Annotated in this window: 24 protein-coding genes; 19 read left to right on the forward strand and 5 right to left on the reverse strand. The window is 57.7% G+C overall.

Features of this window, described 5'->3' with window-relative positions; genetic code table 11:
• Positions 1 to 51: 51 nt before the first annotated feature.
• From malA to CV945_RS06470, 5 genes are all read left to right on the forward strand, one after another.
• A complete protein-coding gene (gene malA / locus CV945_RS06450) occupies positions 52 to 1,236 on the forward strand; it encodes a maltose permease (RefSeq protein WP_100659388.1) in 1,185 nt (394 codons plus the stop codon).
• On the forward strand, positions 1,233 to 1,811 hold the full coding sequence (gene thpR / locus CV945_RS06455; protein WP_049626118.1) for an RNA 2',3'-cyclic phosphodiesterase: 579 nt from the start codon (positions 1,233 to 1,235) through the stop codon (positions 1,809 to 1,811). Before malA ends, thpR begins: the two co-directional genes overlap by 4 nt.
• A gap of 4 nt (positions 1,812 to 1,815) precedes the next feature.
• A complete protein-coding gene (locus CV945_RS06460; protein WP_047818889.1) occupies positions 1,816 to 2,751 on the forward strand; it encodes a hypothetical protein in 936 nt (311 codons plus the stop codon).
• Between the two features lie 105 nt (positions 2,752 to 2,856).
• A complete protein-coding gene (pulA, locus tag CV945_RS06465) occupies positions 2,857 to 5,037 on the forward strand; it encodes a type I pullulanase (RefSeq protein ID WP_100659389.1) in 2,181 nt (726 codons plus the stop codon).
• A 198-nt stretch (positions 5,038 to 5,235) separates the two neighbouring features.
• Positions 5,236 to 6,021 (forward strand): phosphotransferase family protein, encoded by a 786-nt coding sequence (locus CV945_RS06470; protein ID WP_033009796.1) that lies wholly within the window; start codon positions 5,236 to 5,238, stop codon positions 6,019 to 6,021.
• 52 nt (positions 6,022 to 6,073) lie between these two features.
• Here the strand turns inward: CV945_RS06470 and CV945_RS06475 are convergent, their stop codons facing one another.
• Entirely contained in the window at positions 6,074 to 6,343 is a 270-nt protein-coding gene (locus CV945_RS06475) for a YtzH-like family protein (protein ID WP_100659390.1), read from the reverse strand.
• Positions 6,344 to 6,482: 139 nt separating this feature from the next.
• Between CV945_RS06475 and trmB the strand changes: the two genes are divergently transcribed.
• Together trmB and CV945_RS06485 are read left to right on the forward strand one after the other, a co-directional pair.
• A complete protein-coding gene (trmB, locus tag CV945_RS06480) occupies positions 6,483 to 7,130 on the forward strand; it encodes a tRNA (guanosine(46)-N7)-methyltransferase TrmB (protein WP_033009793.1) in 648 nt (215 codons plus the stop codon).
• A 481-nt stretch (positions 7,131 to 7,611) separates the two neighbouring features.
• Entirely contained in the window at positions 7,612 to 8,463 is an 852-nt protein-coding gene (locus CV945_RS06485) for a YtnP family quorum-quenching lactonase (RefSeq protein WP_100659391.1), read from the forward strand.
• Here the strand turns inward: CV945_RS06485 and CV945_RS06490 are convergent.
• Positions 8,458 to 8,754 carry a PepSY domain-containing protein gene (locus CV945_RS06490; protein WP_049625016.1) on the reverse strand — a complete coding sequence of 99 codons (297 nt, stop codon included), beginning with the start codon at positions 8,752 to 8,754 and terminating at the stop codon, positions 8,458 to 8,460. The genes CV945_RS06485 and CV945_RS06490 overlap by 6 nt on opposite strands.
• Positions 8,755 to 8,858: 104 nt before the next feature.
• Here CV945_RS06490 and CV945_RS06495 point away from each other — a divergent pair, with 104 nt between their 5' ends.
• From CV945_RS06495 to ccpA, 11 genes are all read left to right on the forward strand, one after another.
• On the forward strand, positions 8,859 to 9,935 hold the full coding sequence (locus tag CV945_RS06495) for a M42 family metallopeptidase (RefSeq protein ID WP_100659392.1): 1,077 nt from the start codon (positions 8,859 to 8,861) through the stop codon (positions 9,933 to 9,935).
• An 84-nt stretch (positions 9,936 to 10,019) separates the two neighbouring features.
• Positions 10,020 to 10,550, forward strand: coding sequence for a DUF84 family protein (locus tag CV945_RS06500; RefSeq protein WP_033009790.1), 531 nt, complete (start codon positions 10,020 to 10,022; stop codon positions 10,548 to 10,550).
• Positions 10,551 to 10,596: 46 nt separating this feature from the next.
• Positions 10,597 to 11,394, forward strand: coding sequence for a DUF1444 domain-containing protein (locus CV945_RS06505; RefSeq protein WP_033014510.1), 798 nt, complete (start codon positions 10,597 to 10,599; stop codon positions 11,392 to 11,394).
• Positions 11,395 to 11,415: 21 nt separating this feature from the next.
• Positions 11,416 to 12,021 carry a YtpR family tRNA-binding protein gene (gene ytpR, locus CV945_RS06510; RefSeq protein WP_033009788.1) on the forward strand — a complete coding sequence of 202 codons (606 nt, stop codon included), beginning with the start codon at positions 11,416 to 11,418 and terminating at the stop codon, positions 12,019 to 12,021.
• A gap of 56 nt (positions 12,022 to 12,077) precedes the next feature.
• A complete protein-coding gene (locus CV945_RS06515) occupies positions 12,078 to 14,357 on the forward strand; it encodes a DNA translocase FtsK (protein ID WP_100659398.1) in 2,280 nt (759 codons plus the stop codon).
• Between the two features lie 127 nt (positions 14,358 to 14,484).
• Positions 14,485 to 15,789, forward strand: a complete 1,305-nt coding sequence (murC, locus tag CV945_RS06520; protein ID WP_033009786.1) for a UDP-N-acetylmuramate--L-alanine ligase — start codon at positions 14,485 to 14,487, stop codon at positions 15,787 to 15,789.
• Between the two features lie 147 nt (positions 15,790 to 15,936).
• Positions 15,937 to 16,386 (forward strand): DUF948 domain-containing protein, encoded by a 450-nt coding sequence (locus CV945_RS06525; RefSeq protein ID WP_100659393.1) that lies wholly within the window; start codon positions 15,937 to 15,939, stop codon positions 16,384 to 16,386.
• Positions 16,373 to 16,768, forward strand: a complete 396-nt coding sequence (locus CV945_RS06530) for a hypothetical protein (protein ID WP_033009784.1) — start codon at positions 16,373 to 16,375, stop codon at positions 16,766 to 16,768. The genes CV945_RS06525 and CV945_RS06530 overlap by 14 nt, the downstream gene beginning before the upstream one ends.
• A gap of 7 nt (positions 16,769 to 16,775) precedes the next feature.
• Positions 16,776 to 17,108, forward strand: coding sequence for a bacillithiol system redox-active protein YtxJ (ytxJ, locus tag CV945_RS06535; protein WP_044743344.1), 333 nt, complete (start codon positions 16,776 to 16,778; stop codon positions 17,106 to 17,108).
• 228 nt (positions 17,109 to 17,336) lie between these two features.
• Positions 17,337 to 18,419: a bifunctional 3-deoxy-7-phosphoheptulonate synthase/chorismate mutase gene (locus CV945_RS06540; protein WP_100659399.1), complete on the forward strand. Its 1,083-nt coding sequence runs from the start codon at positions 17,337 to 17,339 to the stop codon at positions 18,417 to 18,419.
• A gap of 381 nt (positions 18,420 to 18,800) precedes the next feature.
• Complete coding sequence (ccpA, locus tag CV945_RS06545) at positions 18,801 to 19,793, forward strand: catabolite control protein A (protein ID WP_100659394.1); 993 nt, start codon at positions 18,801 to 18,803, stop codon at positions 19,791 to 19,793.
• Between the two features lie 197 nt (positions 19,794 to 19,990).
• On the opposite strand, the gene CV945_RS06550 is transcribed toward ccpA, so the two are convergent.
• The 3 genes from CV945_RS06550 to CV945_RS06560 all read right to left on the reverse strand — a co-directional run bounded on the left by CV945_RS06550 (position 19,991) and on the right by CV945_RS06560 (position 22,630).
• The gene (locus CV945_RS06550; RefSeq protein WP_100659395.1) at positions 19,991 to 21,157 is read right to left on the reverse strand and encodes an acetoin utilization protein AcuC; all 1,167 of its coding nucleotides are present in this window, start codon (positions 21,155 to 21,157) and stop codon (positions 19,991 to 19,993) included.
• Positions 21,154 to 21,798: an acetoin utilization AcuB family protein gene (locus CV945_RS06555; RefSeq protein WP_100659396.1), complete on the reverse strand. Its 645-nt coding sequence runs from the start codon at positions 21,796 to 21,798 to the stop codon at positions 21,154 to 21,156. The genes CV945_RS06550 and CV945_RS06555 overlap by 4 nt, the downstream gene beginning before the upstream one ends.
• 199 nt (positions 21,799 to 21,997) lie before the next feature.
• Positions 21,998 to 22,630 (reverse strand): GNAT family N-acetyltransferase, encoded by a 633-nt coding sequence (locus CV945_RS06560; protein WP_011232281.1) that lies wholly within the window; start codon positions 22,628 to 22,630, stop codon positions 21,998 to 22,000.
• Between the two features lie 174 nt (positions 22,631 to 22,804).
• Here CV945_RS06560 and acsA point away from each other — a divergent pair, with 174 nt between their 5' ends.
• A complete protein-coding gene (acsA, locus tag CV945_RS06565) occupies positions 22,805 to 24,520 on the forward strand; it encodes an acetate--CoA ligase (protein ID WP_063330125.1) in 1,716 nt (571 codons plus the stop codon).
• Positions 24,521 to 24,671 lie beyond the last annotated feature (151 nt).

A 24,671-nucleotide genomic window follows, 5' to 3' on the forward strand; every position in this document is an offset into this window, starting at 1 on the left:
CGGCGAAAAAGAGAGCGGGGCGGGCGTTGTTTTCACGAAAGGGGAGACGGGATGGAAGCGGCGTTCAAACGGGGGGCGGCAGCGCGAAAAACGGTGTTTCCGCTCTTTTACTTTCTCATCTTTTTTGCTTTTGGCGCGTTGTTTCCGCTTTTGTCGGTCTATTTGCAGGAAGAGGCGCGCCTTTCGGGGGCGGCGATCGGCTGGATCATGTCGCTTCCTCCGATCGTGACGATGGCGGCCCAGCCGCTTTGGGGCACGGCGGCCGATTACACGCGCAAACCGGTCGGCCTTTTGCTGGCAGCGCTCGTGCTGGCGGCGCTGTTTGGGGTCATGTATGCGCTCGCCGGCAGCTATCGGCTGTTTGTTGTGCTCACCGTGCTGCTGTCAGCGATGCAAAGCGCCATCGTTCCGCTTTCCGACAGCCTCGCCCTTCGCCATGTGCACGAACAGGGAGGAAACTACGGGGCGATCCGGCTTTGGGGATCGATCGGGTTTGCCGCGGCCGTGTTGGTTGTCGGATGGCTGTCCGATCATGTCGCGTTTGCGGTCATTTTTTACGCCTTTTCGTTGGCGCTGCTCACCGCGGCGGCTTTGGCCACCCGCCTGCCGCGCTATCCGATGGGGGCGCCGGGGGCGCTGACGCGGCAGGACGTGCGCGGGCTGCTGGCGTCCCGCCCGTTTCGGCTGCTGCTTGTGGCGACGTTTTTATTGTTTGGCCCGATTTTGGCCAACAACTCGTATTTCGGGCTGCTCATTCATGAGCTGGGCGGGACGTTAACTGGCATCGGCCTCGCCTTTTTGTTTGCCGCCGGCAGCGAGGCGCCGTTTATGAAAGCGGCGGATCGGCTCATCGGCCGCTTCGGCATGGTGCGGCTTCTTCTATTGGCGGCGCTCATCTCGGCAGTCCGCTGGTTGTCGTATGCGGTCGACCCGCCGCTTTGGTTTGTGTATGCAACGGCGGTCGTCCAAGGCTGCTCCGTAGGTCTGGCGATTCCGACGGCGCTTCAATATGCGCGCCGCTTGGCGCCGGAGCGGGTGCAGGCGACGGCGGTGGCGTTATACTCAGCGGTCGGCAACGGCCTTGGCGCGTGGTTTTGCACGTTGGTGGGCGGATATTTGTTTGAGCGTTGGCAGATCGGCGCTGTCTACTTGTTTTTTAGCATCTGCACGATCGTGGGTGTGCTCGTGCTCCTTTTGCTCGCAAAACGAGAACGAACGGCAGGTGAAGAGAAGTGAAACGAAGCCATTATTTTATCGCTGTTCCGCTGACGTCTGAAGCGAAACAAGCCATTGCCCGATTTTCGGGGGATGCGTCGTCATCGCTGCCGTTTCGCACATGGGTGCATGAAGAGGATTATCATATCACCCTCGCGTTTTTAGGCGATGTGCCGCCGGGGAAAATGGCGCCGCTGTGCGAAGCGATGGCCGCCGTCGCCGCCAAAAGCGCCCCGTTTTCCCTCGCGCTTGCCGGACTGGGGACGTTCGGGGAGCGGACGGCGCCGCGCATTTTTTGGCAAGGGGTGAAAGAGGAGGCTGCGTTGAACGAGCTGCGACGCGATGTGTATGAAGCGTGCCTTGCGCTCGGCTTTTCCCTCGACCGGCGGCCGTTTGCCCCGCATATTACGATCGCCCGCAAATGGCAGGGCGAGGCGCCGTTTCAGCCGGAGGCGCTCCGTTCGCTTCCAGCCGCTTCGACGGTGTTTTCGGTGCCGGAAATCGTGCTGTACCGGACGAATATGGAGAAAACGCCGAAATACGAGACGATCGCCGCGTTCCCGTTGCTTGGCGCGCCGGACGGCCGGAGCGGGTGAAGGCATGGGGCAGCTTTTGAAGCTGCGGGATTATATTTCCCGCTATGAAACGGATGTGTATCATTATGTGCCGGAGTTTATCCGGCTGAAACAATGGCAATGGGAGCAGGCGAAAGCGCGTTGGGAGGCGGAGCGGGACGCCGATGGCGCGCGGCGGGAACCGGGAGAAACGTGGGACTTTTTGCTTGACAAGCCGTCATGGTGGGAGCGGCTCATCGGCCGCTGGCGCCGCGGCCCGGAGCCGGAGATGGACGAAGAACGGCCGCCCGCCCCGTCTTTGAGCCGGGCGGCCACCCTCGATGAGCTGAAGCGGCAGTTTCTTGACGATTTGTTTGAGCTCCAGCTGAGATGGGCGAGTTCAACGATGACGCACATCTCTTTTGTGGATGAAGCATGGTACGGCGATGAAAGGTTGAAATATTTTTTGCAGCGGTTTCCGGACACCTATTTATGTTTTTACCGGCCAGTCGCGGCAGCCGGCAAGGCGGCCGTCGAGCTTGAGACGATTTTGTTGACGCCGGCGGCCGCTTGGTGCCTCGCGTTTGTCGAAGGGGAGCCGGACAACGTCGTCATCGCCTCCACCGGCCGGTTTTGGGTGGAACGCGCCGGAGCGGACACAGTGAAGCGGGTCAACCCGGTTATCTCGCTGCGGCGGACGGAAGGAATCGTTTCGGACATTTTCCGCCGGCACGGTGTGGAGTGGCCGATCCATCTGGCGGTTGTCAACCGCTATGGCTACATTGACAGTGGCCATCTCTTTCCATTTGTCCGCTATATCGATAAGCGAAACTATGAATCATGGTTTTCCCGCCTGCGCGGCTCGGCCCTGCCGCTTCGGCACGGGCAGCTGAAGGCGGCTGAAGCACTGCTCAGGCATTGCATCAGCTTTTCGAGCCGCCGTTATGACGGGAATAGCGGCGTTGATGAGTGGCAACAATAGAATCATGTGTGCATCGATGGGGCGACCGGCCGTTTTTTTGGCACCGCCCTTTTTCTTTTGCGTATGATAGTACTAACGGGAGGCAAAAAAAGGAGGTGAACCGCGATGCTTCACATCAGCCGAACGTTTGCCGCCTATTTGGACGAGATCGATCAAATAACAGTGATCGTGCCGAAAGCGCGCTGCCTCGACAACATGGAGCCGTTTGTGATGACGGCGCCCAGCGGAGAAGACATCCCGCTTGTGGTGCAACAAAAGGAGGACTTGGGCGATGCGGTCAAATATGTGTGCCGGTTTTCGGTGCCGTTTCAATTTGGAGAGACGCATTGGATTCGCGCCCGCTCCGGGGAGGATTCCGATGTGCAAATCGGGGCGGTGGTGCGGACGGCAGCGTTTGATGACCAGTTTTTTTACGACGGAAAGCTTGGCGTGGAGTATGCGAAAGAGCAGACGATCTTCCGCGTTTGGGCGCCGACGGCCACTGCCGTGAGCGTCAAGCTCGTCCATCCAGACCATGGCGATGTCCGCTATGTGCCGCTTGTGCGCGGGGAGCGCGGCGTCTGGTCAGCGGCCGTCCCCGGGGACTGGGAGCGGGCGCGCTATATGTATGTCGCCTGCATCAACCGCGTCTGGCGCGAGGCGGTTGACCCGTATGCGACCGCTGTCTCGGTCAACGGAGAGTATGGCGTGATCGTAGATTGGGAAAAAACGAAGCTGGCCAAGCCTGCTCCGCCGCTTCCGCCATGCCCGTCGCCGACCGATGCCGTCATTTACGAGCTGAGCATCCGCGATTTTACGAGCCATCCCGACAGCGGCGCCGTCTGGAAAGGAAAATACCTCGGGTTGACGGAGGAACATACGCGCGGGCCGAACGGGACCGTCACCGGGCTTTCCTATTTGAAGGAGCTGGGCGTCACCCATGTCCAGCTCATGCCGTTTGCCGATTTCGCCGGGGTCGATGAGCGCGATCCACAAGCGGCCTACAACTGGGGATACAATCCACTTCATCTATATGCGCCGGAAGGAAGCTATGCCACCGATCCGCATGACCCATACGCGCGCATTGTCGAGCTGAAGCAGGCGATCCGCGCGCTGCAGGAGAACGGCTTGCGCGTCGTGATGGACGCGGTGTACAACCATGTGTACGACCGGGAGCAGTCGCCGCTTGAGAAGCTTGTTCCCGGCTATTACTTCCGCTATGACGCCTACGGCTGGCCGGCCAACGGCACCGGCGTCGGCAACGATATCGCCTCCGAGCGGCGGATGGCGCGCCGCTGGATTGTCGATTCAGTGGTGTTTTGGGCGAAAGAGTACGGCATAAACGGGTTTCGTTTTGATTTGATGGGCGTGCATGATATCGAAACGATGAAGTCGGTGCGCGACGCCCTCGATGCGGTCGACCCGTCCATTCTCGTCTATGGGGAAGGCTGGGACTTGCCGACGCCGCTCGCTCCGGAGCAAAAAGCGACGATGGCAAACGCCAAGCGGCTGCCGCGCCTTGCCTATTTCAATGACCGGTTCCGCGATGCGGCCAAAGGCAGCACCTTCTATTTGCCGGACCGCGGGTTCGCTCTTGGCGACTCCGCCGGCCGCGAGCAGGTCAAAACGGCGATCGCCGGCAGCCTGCAGGCGTTCGGCGGTCTGTTTTGCCATCCGCTTCAATCGGTCAACTATGTCGAATGCCATGACAACCATACATTTTGGGACAAAATGGAGGCCGCCAACGGCCATGAACCGGAATGGCTTCGTCGTAAACGGCAAAAATTGGCGACTGCAATCGTTCTGTTGGCGCAAGGCATCCCGTTTTTGCACAGCGGCCAAGAGTTTTATCGGACGAAAGGCGGCGACGAAAACAGCTACCGGTCGCCCGATGCGGTCAACCGGCTCGACTGGGAGCGGAAAAGCCGCTATGAAGACGATGTCCGCTACATCCAAGGATTGATCGCCATCCGCCGGGCGCACGGCGCGTTCCGCCTAGCGACCGAAGTCGATGTGCAGCGCCATTTGACGTTTCTCGAACCAACCCCGCCATCGGTCATCGCCTATTGGCTGCGCGATGTCGCCCTTTACGGACCGTGGACGGACATTGTCGTCATTCACCATAACGAGGAAACTGGGGTAGTCATCGCCCTTCCGGATGACGGGGAATGGCACGTTGTATGCGACGGAGAGCAAAGCGGGACCGTCCCTCTTCGGCAAGTGCGCCGCTTTTTGGACGCGGACGGCATCGGCACATGGGTGCTCGTCAAAACGGGCGCGGCCGCGGATGTGGAAAACGGAAAATGAAGCCGGACGGCATGACAGCGGCCCCGCCGTTTTTTCGCCTTGGCGGATGAAGGATGGAAGCTTTAGGAGGTTTGTTTGGCAAGAAAAATGTTTGCATGCCGGGGTTGTATTTCAGTATAATACAAGTAACATGGACGGAAGCAGGACGCGGGATGGCCGTCCTTTTTATTTGTACTTTAAGTCGCAGGTGAACATGCTTTGGAACAGTTACTAGGTAAGGAGTGGGCGATCACTCCGGCTGGCGGTGCAACAGGGGATGCGTATTTTGCGGAATATGAGGGGAAGAAGCTGTTTTTGAAACGGAATTCTTCCCCGTTTCTTGCCGTGCTGTCTGCCGAGGGCATCGTCCCGAAGCTCGTATGGACGAAACGGCTGGAAAACGGCGATGTGTTTACGGCTCAGCAATGGCTGAACGGGCGGGAACTGAAGCCGCATGAAATGAAGAGCGGGCAGGTGGCGGCGCTGCTGAAGAAAATTCACGGCTCGAAAGAACTCGTGACGATGCTTCAGCGGCTTGGCAAAACGCCGCTGCACCCGAAGGCGATGTTCGCTGCGCTCGCTGAGCAGCAGAGGCGCCATCCGCTCGGTTCGGCGGCCGTTTCCGAAGCGCTCGGCTGGCTTGAGCTGCGCGTCCCGCTCCTGCCGGCTGATCAATATGTCGTTTGCCACTGTGACATCAATCATAACAATTGGCTGCTTGCCGATGACGGCACGTTGTACTTGATCGATTGGGATGGGGCGGTCATTGCGGATCCGGCCATTGACATCGGCACACTGCTTCATCTATACATTCCACGCGCCGAATGGGAAGCGTGGCTGCGCGAGTATGGGTTGGCGTGGACGGAGGAGCTTGGCCTCCGCCTGAAGTGGTATACGATCGCCCATACGCTTTACTCGCTGTTTTGGCCGAAGGGAAAGGACTGGAAAAAAGAAAAGGAGCGGTCGCTCCAGTTTTTGCACCGTGTGTTGTCCGACCCGCTTTGACGTGCACCGAAGCGGCAGCGCAAAGCGCGGCGGTTTGGCGCCGCCCCCCTGTTCAGGAGAGCTCGTTCACCCAGTCGGCGAGCTGGCTTTGATGAGCGGAAATGTGGGCGCTTAAATCGGCGCTGTATTTTCCGCCTTGGCCGTAGGCGTAAATGTTCGGAAGAATTTGCTTGACATGGGCGTTCACTTCGCTATTGGCAAGCAGCGACTTTACAAGCCGCTCAATTTGTTCACATTCGGAGACGGTTCCGCAGCAATCAACCTGATGTTCGGATAAAATATCGCGGAGCACGGTCAATTGGTCGTTATGGTCGAGCGGCATGTCGATCACCATCCTTCAAGCAAAGCTGTACGTTGTTAATATGCCCGGGCGCAGCAGCGTTTATGCCCGGGCGTTTGCTTCTTTGGGCGCGACTATGATATCGTCAAACTGACAAATTCAACGAGGCAGAGGTGTCCGTATGCGTTTGCGCAACAAACCGTGGGCGAAAGACAAAATCGCCGCTTATCCGCATTACGTCATTCCCGACCCGGAAGCGAGGCGTGGGCGATGGCGCGAACTGTTCGGCAACGAGCGGCCGATCCATATTGAAATCGGCACGGGGAAAGGGAAATTTATCACCGAAATGGCGAAGCTTCATCCCGATCTCAATTTCATTGGCATCGAGCTGTATCCGAGCGTGCTCGTATCAGCGCTTGACAAGCTGATTGAGAGCGAGCTGCCGAACGTGCGGCTGCTCAATGCCAATGCGAAAGACCTCGGCACATTTTTTGCCGACGGGGAAGTCTCCCGCATTTATTTGAATTTTTCCGATCCGTGGCCAAAAAAGCGGCACGAGAAGCGGCGGCTTACATATCGGGATTTTTTGGCGCTTTATGAGCGCATTTTAACGGAAGACGGCGACATTCATTTGAAAACGGACAACCAGTCGTTTTTTGAATACTCGCTCGTCAGCTTGTCGCAATACGGCTTTGTGCTCGCGGCGGTTCAGCTCGATTTGCATCGGAGCGATGTCGAAGGCAATGTGATGACCGAATACGAGGAGAAGTTTTCCGCTAAAGGCAACCGCATTTACCGCTGCGAGGCGGTGCGCCCGCGGCGGGCGTAGCCGCAAACGGAAGAGCCCCAACAGGCGGGGCTCTTTTTTGTTTTACGAAAAGCCGACAGGGGCGGACGCTGCGCTGCCGCGACCAAGAGGGCACGATGCCGGCCCAGTCTGCGAACATCAAAGCGGATGAGCGTTTCCGGCCTTACAAAAAAAGGCGGTGTCCCAAAAGGATCGGGACACCCCCTTTCGTTTTTATATATACCCCGATCGCTTCTTCCGCGCTATATTTTGTGTCTATCCTGAAGACAGACAGCCTTTTGGGTCAGCCCCGCTCAAACGGAAACATGTTGCACCACACCGATTTTCATCCCGTTTTTGGTCATCGATATGATCGTCGGCTCAAACAGAAAAATGTTGAACCGCACCGGTTCGCCCACGGAACACCGCCGTTTTCCCCATCGGTTTAGAACGGAACGGCGGGGCGGTTTTTTTCTTTCTCGATTATGAAGAAAATGGTACACTAAGGAAGGGGGAGATGGACATGGAACAGCTGAAAATCGGGCAAATCATCTTGACGTGGCTGAACGGAGGCGTCACTCACCTGGACGGCGGGGCGATGTTTGGCGTCGTTCCGAAGCCGCTTTGGTCGAAAAAGTATCCGCCAAACGACAACAACCAGATTGAGCTGCGCACCGACCCGATTTTGGTTGAAGCGGGCGGCAAGCGGCTGCTCATTGAGTCCGGCATCGGCAACGGCAAGCTGACCGACAAACAAAAGCGCAACTTCGGCGTCACCGAAGAATCGTCGCTCGATGAATCGCTTGCCGCGCTTGGGCTTGCGCGCTGCGACATTGACATTGTCATCATGACGCATCTTCATTTTGACCATGCGTGCGGCTTGACAGTGTGGGAAGACGGGCGGCTCGTGCCGGCGTTTCCGCGGGCGGCGGTCATCGTGTCGGATGTTGAGTGGGATGAGATGCGAAACCCGAACATTCGTTCGCGCAATACGTATTGGAAAGAAAACTGGGAACCGATCGCCGAACAAGTCGTTCCGTTTGCGAAAGAGACCGAAGTCGTTCCGGGAATCCGCCTTATACATACCGGCGGCCACAGCGCCGGCCATGCGATCGTGGTGATTGAATCAGACGGGGAGATGGCGATTCATCTTGGCGATTTGCTCGGGACGCACGCCCATCAAAACGTGCTTTGGGTGATGGCGTACGACGACTACCCGATGGATTCCATTTTTGCCAAACAGCGATGGCTCCCGTACGGCATGGAGCGAAACGCCTGGTTTACGTTTTACCACGACGCTTATTACCGGGCGGTGAAATGGCAGGCGGACGGCGCGATCGCCGCAGCGGTGAAGCGGAACCGGCCGCCGCTATAACGGTTTGGCCTCGATGACCGCGCCGGTGTAGGCGTTGACGAAAAATTCCGCGTCCCCGTCATCGCGGCAAACGCCGCCGCGGTAAACAGTGTACGTCAACCCGTTTTTCTCATACTGCTCCGGCGCAACTTGAATCCATGAACCGCGAATGGGGAGCGGTCCGCCGAGCGCGCGTTTCGCCATCGCGAGCGCTTGTTCCGGCGCGAGAAGCGTCGGCTTTGCGGCGGCGCGGACGGCGCAGATGGCGGCGGCGCCCACTGCGGCGCCAACGATCCATTTTTTCCAAGCCATGCGTTCGGTCCTCCTTTTGCCTTGATACGGTTTAGTATAGCCGATTTTGGCGAAATAGGTAAGCAGAACGGGAAAAGGAACTGAAAACAGAAAGGAGATAGGCGATGAATGAAGAAACGCTCCAATTGTTTCAGACGTTGACCGAGCTGCCGGGGGCGCCGGGCTATGAACATCCGGTGCGCCAGTTTATGCGCCAAGAGCTGGCGAAGTATGCCGATGAAGTGGTGCAAGACCGGCTCGGCAGCGTTTTCGGCGTCAAGCGCGGCGACGAAACCGGCCCGACGGTGATGGTCGCCGGTCATATGGATGAGGTCGGGTTTATGGTGACGGCGATCACCGACAACGGCATGATCCGCTTTCAAACGCTCGGCAGCTGGTGGAACCAAGTGCTGCTCGCCCAGCGCGTGCAAATTATCACGGACAACGGGCCGGTCATCGGCGTCATCGGCTCGATTCCGCCGCACCTGCTTGATGAAGAGCAGCGCAATAAGCCGATGGACCTGAAAAACATGCTCATTGACATCGGTGCGGAAAGCCGCGACGACGCGGAGCGCATCGGCATTCGCCCCGGCCAACCGATCGTGCCGGTCAGCCCGTTTACGCCGTTGGCGAACGGGAAGACGGTGATGGCGAAGGCGTGGGACAACCGGTTTGGCTGCGGGTTGGCGATTGAACTGCTGAAAGAGCTCCAAGGCGCTGCGCTGCCGAACGTCCTGTACGCCGGCGCGACTGTGCAGGAAGAAGTCGGGCTGCGCGGGGCGCAGACGGCGGCCACGATGATCAATCCGGACATCTTCTTCGCCCTTGAGGCGAGCCCGGCGAACGATATGACCGGCGACAAGCAGGCGTTTGGCCATATCGGGAAAGGAGCGCTCGTCCGTCTGTACGACCGGACGATGATCACGCACCGCGGCATGCGCGAATTTGTGCTCGATACGGCCGAGTCGCTTGATGTGCCGTACCAATTTTTCATTTCCCCGGGCGGGGGGACAGACGCCGGGCGAGTCCATGTCGCCAACCGCGGCGTGCCATCGGCGGTGATCGGCATTTGCGCCCGCTACATTCATACGCATGCGGCGATCATTCATGTCGACGATTATGCGGCGGCGAAAGCACTCATCGTCGAGCTCGTGAAACGGTGCGACCGGGCGACGGTTGAGGCGATCCGCCAAAACAGCTAGGCAAAGAGAAACGAACGGCAGAGCGGAACAAAAGGAGGGGGAGAAGCGGCAGCTTCTCCTTTTCCATGCGAAGGAGGGACAATGATGAAAACTGTTGCGGTCGGAACGAAAAACGAAGCGAAAGTTGCCGCCGTCCGCGCGGTGTTCGCCGCGCCGTCGTGGCGCCTTGTGCCGCTGGACGTGCCCTCCGGCGTCTCCGTCCAGCCGCTGTCCGATGAAGAAACGCGGCTTGGGGCGATGAACCGCGCCAAACGGGCGCTGGACGCGGCAGGAGCGGAGATCGGCATCGGGTTGGAAGGCGGTGTGATGCGGATCGACGGGCAATGGTGGCTGTGCAATTGGGGGGCGTTGGCCGACCGAAGCGGCCTTGTTCTCACCGCGGCGGGTGCGCGCCTTGCCCTGCCTCCGGAGATCGGCGCCGGACTTGAAGCAGGAAGAGAACTCGGCGAGGTGATGGAGGAATATACGGGGCGGCGGAACATTCGCGCGAACGAAGGGGCGGTCGGCGTGCTGACGAACGGGCGCATCAAGCGTGCGGCGATGTTTTCCCACATCGTCGAGCTGCTGGCCGGCCACTATGAGTTTTTTTGCCAAAACGGACCGTTCACGGTATGATAAAAGGGAGCGGCTGACGACGCTATTATGCTAAGGAGGCAAACGAATGGACAGCCGGCAAATGTACGAGACGATCAAGAAGCGTCTAGGCGGCCATCCGCACTGGACGTTTCGCTTTGACGCCAAGCAGGATGCGATGCGCATCGAGGATGAACGCACGAAAAAAGGCGTGACGATTTCGCTTCCCGGCGTGATCGCCAAGTGGCACGATCAAAAAGACGAAGCGGTGCGCGAAATCGTCTATTACGTGGAACAAACGCTGAAAACGATGGAAGAAGCGGCCGCGCTTTCCGGCAACGAGCGGAACATTTACCCGGTCATTCGCTCGACATCGTTTCCGACGGAGACGAAAGAAGGCGTGCCGCTTGTGCACGATGGCCATACGGCGGAAACGCGCATTTATTATGCGCTTGATTTAGGCAAAACGTACCGCTTGATCGATGAACAAATGCTGAAAGCGGAGCGGTGGAGCGCCGAACGGGTGAAGGAAATCGCCCGTTTCAACGTCCGGTCGTTGCCGACGCCGGTGAAAGAAGACCGCGTGGCGGACAACGTGTTTTATTTTGTCAATACGAACGACGGCTATGATGCGAGCCGGTTGTTGAACGAGGCATTTTTGGCGGAAATGGAAGCGCGCATCGAAGGGACGATGGCGTTGGCCGTCCCGCATCAAGATGTGCTCATTATCGCCGATTTGCGCAACGAGGTCGGCTACGACGTTCTAGCGCAAATGACGATGAGTTTTTTTGCCGGCGGCCGCGTGCCGATTACCGCCTTATCCTTTTTGTACGAAAATGGGGAGTTGGAACCTATTTTTATTTTAGGAAAAAAACGGAGAACGTAAGGTGCAAGGAGGAATCAACCGATGAATGTATTTTACAATCGCGAAGGAATCGGCGATGTATTGCTTGTGTCGCTGAAGCCGATTCCTGCCGAAGAGCGGGCGTTTGTGAAACGAGGCGACGTCGTTCGCATTTTTTCGGAGCGGAGCGGAGAGACGGTCGGTTACAACATTTTTTCCGCTTCTTCATACCATCCGTTTTCCGGCAGTGGCCCGCTCGATGTCGATGAAGAACTCGTTGGCGTCATCAATGACATTTTGGCGAAAAACGGTTTTGACGAACCGATCGAGGCTGATTTGTCGCCGAAGTTTGTCGTCGGATATGTGAAAGAAAAAACGAAGCATCCGAACGCCGACAAACTGAGCGTCTGCCAAGTCGATGTCGGCGGTGAAGTGCTGCAAATCGTCTGTGGGGCGCCGAACGTCGCCGCCGGGCAGAAAGTCGTCGTCGCCAAAATCGGCGCCGTCATGCCGAGCGGCCTTGTCATTCAGGAAAGCGAGCTGCGCGGCGTCCGGTCATCCGGCATGATTTGTTCGGCGCGCGAACTCGGGCTGCCGAACGCCCCGCAAGAAAAAGGGATTCTTGTGCTCTCTGACGAGTACGAAGTCGGCCAGCCGTTCGTGTTTTGACCGTCCCGACGGCGTTTTTGCCGACAATGAATGAGATAGAAAGAGTGAAACGGCCGATGAAATTTTGGAAACGATGGCTTCGCATGTTTGCGGAGGAAGAAGAGCAGGAACAGCCGCCCATTCCTCAACCGGAGCGTGCAGAGGCGAAAGTGGTGTACCAATACCCGCAAGGCCGCTTTCGGTTTCCGCTCATTCCCGACGATCAGCCGCGGGAGGAACAGAAACAGCCGCAGCGGTTGGCAGACGGGGGAAGAACGCGGCCGGCCTCTGGCCGCCCGTCAGACAGCCTGGCGCGGGAAACGGCGGAAAAACGCCCGTTCCGCCCGTCCGATGTGCCGTCGCCGGTGTTTGGGTATCAAAGACAGGGCGGCGAACAGCGGGGGGCAAAACGAACGCCGGTTTCCGACTTTAAGCCGGAGCAAAGCCGCTCCGCCTCTTTGGCGCCGCCCGAACAGGAAGAGAGCAGCAAAGCGACCGCCCCACCGGATGAACAAGCCGCCGTTGCGGCCGGGAGCGAAACGGCAGCAGAGACTATGGCCAAGGCCGCGGAAGAAGGGGCGCCGCGATCGGATGAGCGGCAGCACGATCAGCAGAAAAGGGGCGCCGGGCAAGAGGAAGAGGAGCGGTCCGTCTTTGGCGCCGGTCCGCGGCTTGAAGAGGCGATTGAGAATGAAACGGCGGCGGAGAAGATCACCAAGGTGCTAGAAGAAGGAGCGCCGCGACCGGATGAGGGGCAACGCGGCCATGGGGCGGAGAAAGGCGCCGGACGGGAAGAAGAAGCGCGGCTGTCTTCTCCCCGTCTCGGACGGGCGCGCATCCCGTACAATGTGATGATGCTAAAGGAAGACCGGCGCAAGCTCGAGGAACGCTCGCGCCGGGACGGCTATTCGCTGCCGCCGTCTGCGTTGCTTGAGCCGCCCGGGGAGGCGGCGTCTGCTGACGAACAGTGGATTCGCGAACAATGCGCCCGCCTCGACCGGACGTTTGCGAGCTTCCATATCGGAGCGAAGGTCGTTGGGGCAACGCAAGGGCCGACGGTGACGCAGTTTGAAGTGCAGCCCGATTTGGGCGTGAAAGTAAGCAAAATTACGAGCTTGACGGACGACATTAAACTGAGTTTGGCAGCGAAAGACATTCGGATTGAAGCGCCGATTCCCGGAAAGCGGACGATCGGCATTGAAGTGCCGAACCCATCGAGCCGTCCGGTGCGGCTGCGGGAGATTTTAGACGACCGCGCCTTCCGCGAGCGCCGCTCTCCGCTCACTGTCGCCCTTGGGCTTGACATCAGCGGCGCGCCGGTCGTGACCGATATCCGCAACATGCCCCATGGTCTCATTGCCGGGGCGACCGGGTCAGGCAAAAGCGTCTGCATGAACGCTATGCTTGTCAGCATGTTGTACAAAGCCGCCCCGCATGAGGTGAAGTGGCTGCTGATTGATCCAAAAATGGTGGAGCTTGCCCCGTACAACGGCTTGCCGCATTTGCTCAGCCCGGTCATCACCGAAGCAAAAGCGGCCGCCGGGGCGCTCAAGTGGGCGGTCGGCGAAATGGAGCGGCGGTACGAGCTGTTTGTCCATGCCGGCGTGCGCGATCTTGAAAAATACAATGACCGTCTGCGTGCAAGCGGGGGAAGTGAGCCGCCGTTGCCGTACATCGTCATCGTCATCGACGAACTGGCTGATTTGATGATGGCCGCCCCGGCCGATGTCGAGGAATCGATTTGCCGCTTGGCGCAAAAGGCGCGGGCGTGCGGCATTCACTTGTTGATCGCCACGCAACGGCCGTCGGTTGACGTCATCACCGGCTTGATCAAGGCGAACATTCCGACGCGCATCGCCTTTTCTGTTTCTTCCCAAGTCGACTCGCGCACGATTTTGGATGTGAACGGCGCCGAGCGGCTGCTTGGGCGCGGCGATATGCTTTTTTTGGAAAACGGGTCAGCCAAGCCGGTGCGGTTGCAAGGCTGCTTCATTTCCGATGAAGAAATTGAGCGGGTCACCGCCCACGTGAAAGCGCAGCAAGCCCCTTCGTACATGTTCAGTCCGGACGAGTTCCGGCAAGCGGCGGCGTTCGGCGAGGAAGACGACGAGCTGTTTGACGAAGCATGCCGGTTTGTCATCGCCCAGGGAGGGGCGTCAACGTCAAGTTTGCAGCGTCATTTCCGCATCGGCTACAACCGCGCCGCCCGGCTCATCGAGATGATGGAGCATCATGGGCTCATCTCGGAAGCGCGCGGCAGCAAACCGCGCGATGTGCTGATGAGCGAGGAAGAGTGGGCGCGCTGGCGCGGGGAGCACGGCGGGCGCCCTGCCAACGGCGTTGCTTCCGGGCGGTAGTGTTTTGCCGCCGGCCGTGCTATAATGGGGAAATGAAACCGCCGGCGCGGCGGCATGAAGCAAATGGCAAAACTAGACGAATATCATATACTGTTCTACAGAGAGAAGATGGCTGGAGGGCTTAGCGATGACAGTTTACCATTTTGTTGGCATCAAAGGCACGGGAATGAGCGCGCTTGCACAAGTGCTTCATGATCTCGGCTATACAGTGCAAGGGTCGGATGTAGAAAAGTGGTTTTTTACGCAAAAGGTGCTCGAGGAACGGGGCATCCCGGTTTTGCCTTTTTCCAAAGACAATATCCGCCCAGGTTATACGGTCATTGCCGGCAACGCCTTTTCCGATACGCATGAGGAAATCGAAGCGGCCCGTCAACTCGGCGTCCCTGTCATTCGATACCACCGCTTTTTGGGCGAGCTGGCGGGGAAATTCACAAGCATCGCGGTGACCGGCTCACATGGAAAGACGACGACGACGGGCTTGCTCGCTCACGTGATGCAAGGGGCGCACCCTACGTCATATTTAATTGGGGACGGAACGGGAAGAGGGGAGCCGGGGAGCAAATACTTTGTGTTTGAGGCGTGCGAGTACCGCCGGCATTTTCTGTCCTATTTTCCCGATTATGCAATCATGACGAACATTGACTTCGACCACCCCGACTATTTTGCCAATATTGACGACGTCTTTTCCGCCTTCCAACAAATGGCGGAACAAGTGAACAAGGCGATTGTCGCCTGCGGGGATGATCCGTATTTGCCGAATCTCCAGGCGAAAGTGCCGATTTTGTTTTACGGGCTTAGCGACGAAAACGATTTTCAGGCGCGCAATATTGTCAAGACGACCGAAGGGACGGCGTTTGACGTGTTCGTGCGCAACACGTTTTTTGCCTCTTTTTCCATCCCGCGCTTTGGCACCCATAACGTGCTGAATGCGCTCGCGGTCATCGCCCTTTGCCACTATGAAGGCATTGACGCCGGCACGATCGCCGCCCGGCTGCAGACGTTCCAAGGGGTGAAACGCCGCTTCAGCGAAAAAACGGTCGGGCGCCAGGTGTTGATTGACGATTATGCCCATCATCCGCGCGAAATTACCGCCACATTGGAGGCGGCAAGGCAAAAATATCCGGGACGCGAGGTCGTCGCCATTTTCCAGCCGCACACGTATACGCGAACGCAGACGTTTTTGCGCGAGTTTGCCGAAAGTTTAAAACAGGCCGACCACGTCTATTTATGCGATATTTTCGGCTCGGCGCGCGAACGCGAGGGCAAGCTGTCCATCCGCGATTTGCAGGCGCAAATTCCGCGCTCGCAGCTGCTTGAAGAAGACAACGTCGCAGTGTTGAAACAGCATCCGGATGCAGTGTTGGTGTTTATGGGCGCCGGCGATATTCAAAAATTTCAACAGGCGTACGAACAGGCCGTTCTGTCCGCGTAGCGGCCGGCCGGGAAGCGGGCTGTGACCAAAACAGCCCGTTTTTTGTTGGGCGGCAGGAATCGAATGAGACGGCGGCGAACGTTTAAAGGCGGAGGCAAACGGGTACAAACGGGATGAGGCGGTCCGGACGGCAAGGAGGGAAACGAAGTGGAGTGGCTTTTGTACGCGAGCGCTGCGGTGGCGGCGGCGGCGTTTTTGCTGCTTGTCGTGTACATCGCGAGGACGCTCGTCGTCCTGCAGGAAACGCTGCGCCGGCTGACGGCGGCGGTGGGCCATATGGAGGAGCAAGTGCAAGCGGTGGCCCGCGAAGTCACCGAGCTTTTGCATACGGCGAACGACATCGCCGGCGATGTGCAAAAGAAGGTGGAAAAGCTGAACAGCGCCGTCGAAGCCGTCAGTGAAGTCGGCGACGCCGTCCGCTCGTTCAACCGCGCCCTTCAGCAGACAGCCGCGGCGCTGTCGGCTCGAGCGGGCGGCGAGCGGAAAAAATGGCGCAAAACGTTGCAATGGGCTAATGTTTTGCTCGAACTAAGGGAAAAATGGAGGGAAAGGGAACGATTGCGTGAACAGGAGGGAATGCAAAATGGCGAAAAATAACGGCGGATTTTTGCTTGGGGCGCTTGTCGGCGGCATCGCCGGCGCGGCGGCGGCCATGTTTTTAACAAGTGAGAAAGGACGGCAATGGCTCGCGGAATGGAGCAGCAGCGAAACGTGGGAGCCGGTGAAAACGACGGCGGCGGAATGGTTGGAAACAGCGAAAGAGAAAACGAAGGAAATCGCCGAGTTCATCCCGCTGAAAACAGCTGAGGCCCCGTCCGAAGCCGAAGAGGCAAAGACCGGTGCTGAAAAAGCGACGATCCCGATTCCGCCATCCGCTGAGCCGGCCGACCGCGAGACGCTGCAAAAGCTGCTTGAGGAAGCGGAAGCGGCGCTCGATGACGCCGAGCAAACGATGGGACACCGAAGCGGAATGGAGTGAGCAGAACGTGGGAATGGAGAAACTGGAAACCGTCGAACAGTTTGAACGCGTCAAGAAGGAAACGAACCGCTTTTTGTTCGTCAAACATAGCCTAACATGTCCGATCAGCCGAGCGGCGTTCGGCGAATGTGAAAAGTTCGCCGCCGATCACCCGGAGCTCGCGGTATATTGCCTGTACGTTCAAGAAGCGCGCCCGCTCTCGAACTACATCGCCGAGACGACCGGCGTTAAGCACGAATCGCCGCAGGCGCTTTTGTTTGAAAACGGCAAAGTCGTCTGGCACGCGTCCCATTGGGCTATTACGTACGATGCGCTGAGAACGAACATAGCGACCGCCTAGCCGCCTGTCCGCGCGACAGGCGGTTTGTTCTCCTTTTAAACTTTACCACTTAAAAGCGTTTAATCAAAAAAGCATTTTTTTCGTGACAACCGCTAAGTCATCGATTATAATAAAGACTAATTACAAAACTTCGATCTTCAAAACGGGGAAGCGCCCCGAACGCAGCCGGCCGGCGGCCGCTATGGGGCGGAAACGATGCATGAAAATAGGCGAAAGGATGAGAAAAGCATGAGCAACGAACGGTTGGAGGAGCTGCGGGCAAGGGTCGATGAGATTAACCTGCAATTGTTGAAGCTGATCAACGAACGGGGGCGGCTCGTTCAAGAAATCGGCAAGATCAAAGAAGCGCAAGGAACGCACCGCTACGACCCGGTGCGCGAGCGGAAAATGCTCGACCTCATTTCCGAGTATAACGACGGTCCGTTCGAAACGTCGACGCTGCAGCACATTTTCAAGGAAATTTTCAAAGCGGCGCTCGAATTGCAAGAAGATGACCATCGGAAAGCGCTGCTTGTCTCGCGGAAAAAGCATCCAGAAAACACGATCGTCGAGGTGAAAGGAGAGCGGATCGGCGACGGCAAGCAATATTTTGTCATGGGCCCGTGTGCGGTGGAAAGCTACGAGCAAGTGGCTGCGGTTGCCGAAGCGGTGAAAAAACAAGGCATCAAGCTGCTGCGCGGCGGTGCGTACAAACCGCGCACCTCGCCGTACGACTTCCAAGGGCTCGGCGTGGAAGGGCTGAAAATTTTAAAACGGATCGCCGATGAGTTTGATTTGGCGGTCATCAGCGAAATCGTCACGCCGGCGGACATTGAGACCGCGTTGGATTATATTGACGTGATCCAAATCGGCGCCCGCAACATGCAAAACTTTGAACTGCTCAAGGCAGCCGGCCAGGTGAATAAGCCGATTTTGTTAAAACGCGGCCTGGCGGCGACGATCGAGGAGTTCATCAACGCCGCCGAATACATTATGTCCCAAGGCAACGGGCAAATCATTTTGTGCGAGCGCGGCATTCGCACGTACGAGCGGGCGACGCGCAACACGCTCGACATTTCGGCCGTGCCGATTTTGAAGAAAGAAACGCACTTGCCTGTGTTCGTCGATGTCACCCACTCGACCGGGCGGCGCGATCTGCTCATCCCGTGCGCCAAAGCGGCGTTGGCGATCGGCGCCGACGGCGTCATGGCCGAAGTGCATCCGGATCCGGCTGTCGCCTTGTCCGATTCGGCCCAGCAAATGGACATCGCCCAATTCAATGAGTTTATGGAAGAAGTGCGCGCGTTCCAACGCCAGTTTGTTCAAGCGTAAAGGGCAAAGGGCGGCGTGTTGGCGAAAGAAGACGTCCCATTGTGTTGGGGCGTCTTTTGTTTTTGAGGCAGTGCGAAGCAGGCTGTGGTCGAGGCGGGAAATGGAGGACGGTTGGGTTGGCGGCATGATAGGGCAACCGAATCGCGCTGTCCGGCGTGGTTTCGTTTGCACTGGGGGCAGTTGGCGCCCAGCGCCAAAACATGGGGAAACAGCGGCTTCCTTTTCATGCAATGGCGCGGTTTCGGGCAAACTATTGGTGAACGGTTTGTGAACAAACCGGCAAAATGGTTGCGATTTCGTTGCGAGTTGGCGATAATGTATCGTATGATGGTTGTACATACATTCGGAATTTGACCGGTTGAGTGAAAAGGAGTGAACGGAATGACCGTAACGATTTATGACGTGGCGCGGGAGGCGAACGTCTCGATGGCGACTGTTTCGCGCGTCGTGAACGGCAACCCGAACGTCAAGCCGTCGACACGAAAAAAAGTGTTGGAAGCGATCGAGCGGCTCGGTTACCGCCCGAATGCAGTGGCGCGGGGGTTGGCGAGCAAAAAAACGACGACGGTCGGGGTGATCATCCCGGATATTTCGAGCATTTTCTTCGCCGAACTGGCGCGCGGCATTGAAGACATTGCAACGATGTACAAATACAACATTATTTTAAGCAACTCCGACCAAAACAAAGAAAAAGAGCTGCATTTGCTCAACACGATGCTCGCCAAGCAAGTGGACGGCCTGTTGTTTATGGGCGGGATCATCACCGAAGAGCACGTCGCCGAATTTCAAAAATCATCGGTGCCGATCGTGCTGGCGGCGACGGTCGGACCGGAGGAGATTCCATCGGTCAACATCGATTATGAGCAGGCGGCGTTTGAAGCGGTGATGTATTTGCTAGAAAAAGGAAACCGCCGTGTGGCGTATGTGACCGGTCCGACCGACGATCCGATCAACCAGCGGAAGTTGGCTGGCTATCGGCGCGCGTTGGAAGAGCGCGGGGTGCCATATGACGAAGAGCTGGTTGTTGAGGGCGACAATTCATACGACTCCGGCTTGGAAGCGTATGAGAAAATCGCGGAGCTTGCCGAACGACCGACGGCGGTGTTTGCCGGCACGGACGAAATGGCGCTCGGCATCATCCACAGCGCCCAAGACCATCACGTGCGCGTGCCGGAAGAGATGGAAGTCGTCGGTTTTGACAACACAAGGCTTGCGACGATGGTGCGGCCGCGGCTGACGACCGTCGTGCAGCCGATGTACGACATCGGAGCGGTGGCGATGCGGCTGCTGACGAAGTACATGAACAAGGAGAAAGTCGACAACCATATCGTCGTCTTGCCGCACCGGCTTGAAGTGCGGGAATCGACGAAATAAGGAGCGAGGCTGATCCGAAAACGCGGAGCGTTTTCGGATCAGCCTTTTTCGCGTTTCCTCCGAACGCGCCCGCCGAGGCGCTCTCGTTTGCGTTTCCCATGCGCCGCCAACAGGCGCGAACCGGCTCGATGGCGCCCATAAAAAGCAGCCCCCTTCGCCTATTGTTTCTGAATTTGGAGGGCGGTTCGGCCGGCCGGTCACCGTGCCGGCCGCTGGCTGCGGATGAAATACAACGCTTTTTCCACCGTCTGCGCATTTTTTTCGCTGATCTCTGCTTTGCGCGGAATCGGGGGATACAAGTCATCCGGGTCGTCCCACTCAAGCGGAAGCGCGACGGGTGAAAGCGGTTGCCAGCGTTGGCGCCACTCATCCGGCAACGGGCCCGATACGTCGGCGCGTCCGGTCATCTCGAGCCAAAGGAGCGCCCACGCCCGCGGCACGACGCGCCAAATGTCATACCCACCGCCGCCGACGGCGATCCAGCGTCCGCCGCAATATTGATGGGCGATTTCGTGCGCGAGCTTCGGAATGGCGCGGTATGTTTTCATCGTCACCGACAAATGGGTGAGCGGATCGTAATAGTGGGCGTCGACGCCGTTTTGCGTCACGATGACATCCGGGCGGAAAAAGTCGGCGATTTCCCGAAGCGCGGTCGTATAGGCGGCGATCCATGATTCGTCTTCCGTGAACGCATCAACGGGAATGTTGAACGAATAGCCGTAGCCTGCGCCTAAGCCGCGCTCGTTGACATTTCCGGTCCCTGGGAACAAATAGCGCCCCGTTTCATGAATGGAAAACGTGCAGACGTTCGGATCGTCGTAAAACGCCCATTGCACCCCGTCGCCATGGTGGGCGTCGGTGTCGACGTACAACACGCGCAGTCCGTATTTCTCCCGGATGTATTGGATGGCGACCGCGCTGTCGTTGTAGACGCAAAAGCCGGATGCTTTGCCGCGGAAGCCGTGGTGCAGGCCGCCGCCCAAGTTGAGGGCATGCTCGGCTGCTCCGGAAAGAACCGCGTCGACAGCAGTCAGCGTGCTGCCAACCAAGAGGGCGCTCGCCTCGTGCATGTTCGGGAAAATCGGCGTATCTTCGGTGCCAAGGCCGTAGTTTTGCGCCGCCGCTTCCGACAGTTCGCCGCGCCCGGCCGCTTTCACCGCCTCGATGTAGGAGCGGTCGTGAATGAGTGCGAGCTCGTCATCGGTCGCCATGCGCGGGGCGACGATCTGGCGGTCTTCGAGCGAGCCGAGCGTGCAAAGCAAGTCGTATGTCATTTTGACCCGCAGCTGGTTGAACGGATGGTTATCATGAAATTTGTACTGAAGAAATTGCTCGCTATAGACGAATGCGCAGTTTCCGCTCATGACGTAACCCCCGGCAAGTTCGGCCATAGCACGCGATAGCCGGCGTTTTGCAAATCGCGGATCAACGGAAGCGGGTTCATCGTCTGCACACGGAAGACTAGAATTTTCTCATTCGGATCCGGAGCTGGATACACCAAGACGCTGGCGATGTTCACATGGCGCTCGCTGATGATGGCCGCCGCTTTGCTTAACATGCCGGCCTCGTTCGGCACTTTGATCTCGATTTGCGACCCCGGCTGGTGAACGCCGGTCAATTCAATGAACGTGCGGAGCAAATCCGTTTGCGTGATGATGCCCACGAGTTTCCCATGGTTGACGATCGGCAGGCAGCCGATTCGGTGTTCGTAAAAGAGCGCCGCCGCCTCCTCGACGAAATCGAGCGGATGGCCGACGATGAGGTCGGTTTTCATCATCGTGCTGACCGGTTTTTGCAAGTCTTCCAGATGTTCATGAAGATGGAAAATGGATGGGCTCGCGTCGCGCAAATCGCGATCGGTCACAAGGCCGATCAATCTCCCGCTTTCATCGATGACCGGCAGATGGCGGATGCGGTGATGTCTGAGCAGCTGCAGCGCTTCGGCGATCGTATTCGTGGGACGGAGTGTCACCACCCGCGTTTTCATGATTTGTTCGACAATCATGCTTTCCCTCTCCCCTTTGTCATTTCATGCATGATCGGCCGGCTGTCAGCCGCAGGCGAGCCCGCGTCGTTTCGCCCGCGGCCGCCGCCTTGTATGCAGCGAACGGCCGAAGCCATCCGTCCGTACACCCGTTTCTTTCGCATATGTTGCGATTGTTCAACCGACGGCCGGCTTTTCGGCAGGCAGGCCTGGAGTTCATTTAATACATGTAGCGGTTCATAAACCGAAGCCGGTCGAACCGTTGAATCGATTCGGCGTCGACCCGTTTGCCGATGCGGACCATGAGGCAGTTCGCCGGATGCGAGCAAATTTCCGGGTCGTCGGTCGCATACCAGACGAGCCCGCCGGCGTTCATCATTTTCTCCATCACTTTTCGGTACTCCCATACGTTCAGCCCCGTGCCTTTTAAATCCCAATGCCAATAATACTCCGTTGTAATGATGATGTAGTCTTCCATGGCGTCGTCCATCATCGAGACGATCAACAAATTTTTTCCGACGCCAAACCCGCGGAACTCCGGAATGACTTCAATGGCGCCAAGCTCGAGCAAATTTTCCATGTTCCCTTCCGACCAACGCTCAAGCGGATCGGGATACAAAAACGTCACATATCCGACAATCACCTCGCCGCGGCGGGCGATGATGATCCGCCCTTCCGGCAGCTTGGCGATTTCGATCAACGCTTTGTGCTGTTTGGCAGGCGGGCGGAAGGAAGTGAGGTCATGGTGGAATTCGTAGCTGGCCAACGCTTCCGGCGTCACCGGCCCTTCGATGAGGAGCGTTCCTTTCGGGGTTTTCAGCTCTTTGGCGTTATACGTTTTTTTATGTTCCATTCGTCCACCACCTGAATTGGTCGTTCTGCTTCCATTATACATAAAAATGGCGCCGGATGGCGCGGTTCAAAAAAATTTCAAAAAAGTGGGGACAAGGAATATTTTAAAAATTGAGAAATGGTTTTCAATCGACTATAATAGAAATGTAATCACTTACATAAGGGGGATCGGAGAATGAACACAGAACGGCTTCCTGTCATACAAGGGGACTACAATTTGAAAAACTACGAAGAAACATATAAACAGTTTCAATGGTCGGAAACAGAGAAAGCGTTTTCTTGGTATGAGACGGGACGGGTCAACATGGCGTACGAGGCGATCGACCGCCATGCTGAGTCGTTCCGTAAAAATAAAGTGGCGCTTTACTACCGGGATGCGGTGCGGAATGAGAAATATACGTTCAAAGAAATGAAAGAGATGTCCAATAAGGTGGCGAACGTCTTAAAACAGGCGGCGGACATTCAGAAGGGCGACCGTGTGTTCGTGTTCATGCCGCGTTCTCCGGAACTGTACTTTGCGGTGCTTGGGATCATTAAAACCGGCGCCATCGTCGGACCGTTGTTTGAGGCGTTCATGGAAGGAGCGGTGCGCGACCGCCTCGAAGACAGCGGGGCGAAGGCGATCATTACGACGCCGGAGCTTCTGCCGCGCGTGCCGGTCGGCGATTTGCCGGAGTTGAAGTACGTCTTTTTGGTCGGCGACGGCGTTGTCGAAGAAGGGCCGTACATCGATTTGAAAAAGCGGATGAACGAGGCGAGCAAGCACTTCGACATCGAATGGGTCGACCGCCAGGACGGCTTGATTTTGCATTACACATCCGGTTCGACAGGCAAGCCGAAAGGCGTCCTGCACGTCCATAACGCGATGATTCAGCACTATCAAACGGCGAAATGGGTGCTCGACTTAAAAGAAGACGACATTTACTGGTGCACGGCCGATCCGGGCTGGGTGACCGGAACGTCGTACGGCATTTTCGGCCCATGGCTGTGCGGGGCGTCAAGCGTCATCGTCGGCGGCCGCTTCAGCCCGGATGCTTGGTATCAAACGATCCAAGACTTCGGCGTCACCGTCTGGTACAGCGCGCCGACGGCGTTCCGCATGCTGATGGGCGCCGGCGATGAAGTCGTGAAAAAATACGATTTAAGCTCGCTCCGCCACATTTTGAGCGTCGGCGAGCCGCTCAACCCGGAAGTCATCCGCTGGGGGCTGAAAGTGTTCGGCCGCCGCATCCATGATACGTGGTGGATGACGGAAACGGGCGCCCATCTCATTTGCAACTACCCGTGCATGGAAATCAAGCCGGGATCGATGGGGAAACCGATTCCGGGCGTTGAGGCGGCGATCATTGATGACCAAGGAAACGTCTTGCCGCCGTACCGGATGGGCAACTTGGCCATCAAAAAAGGCTGGCCGTCGATGATGAAAACGATTTGGAACAACCCGCAAAAATATGAATCGTACTTTATCGGCGACTGGTACGTCTCGGGCGACTCGGCGTACATGGACGAAGACGGCTACTTCTGGTTCCAAGGCCGCGTTGACGATGTCATCAACACATCCGGCGAGCGCGTTGGGCCGTTTGAAGTCGAAAGCAAGCTCGTCGAGCATCCGGCCGTGGCCGAAGCCGGCGTCATCGGCAAGCCGGACCCGGTGCGCGGGGAAATCATCAAAGCGTTCATCGCGCTTCGCGAAGGCTATGAGCCGTCTGAAGAGCTGAAAGAAGACATCCGCCAGTTCGTGAAAAAAGGGCTCGCCGCCCACGCCGCGCCGCGTGAGATCGAGTTCCGCGACAAGCTGCCGAAAACGCGGAGCGGGAAAATCATGCGCCGCGTCCTAAAGGCGTGGGAGCTCAACTTGCCGACCGGCGATTTGTCGACGATGGAAGACTGAACAATAAGGGGCCCGGCACGGTCAGGGCCCCTTTCTTCTATGTCCCTCAATCCGTTTCGTACAGAAATGCGCTTTTGGCGCGGAGACCGGAACAACGTGCGCTTCCGCAAGGGGCTGGCCCGAAACGGCAGCGCCCCTTCAACCGGGCGGA

Source organism: Geobacillus sp. Manikaran-105 (assembly GCF_002809955.1).
GTDB classification, from domain to species: Bacteria; Bacillota; Bacilli; order Bacillales; family Anoxybacillaceae; genus Geobacillus; species Geobacillus thermophilus.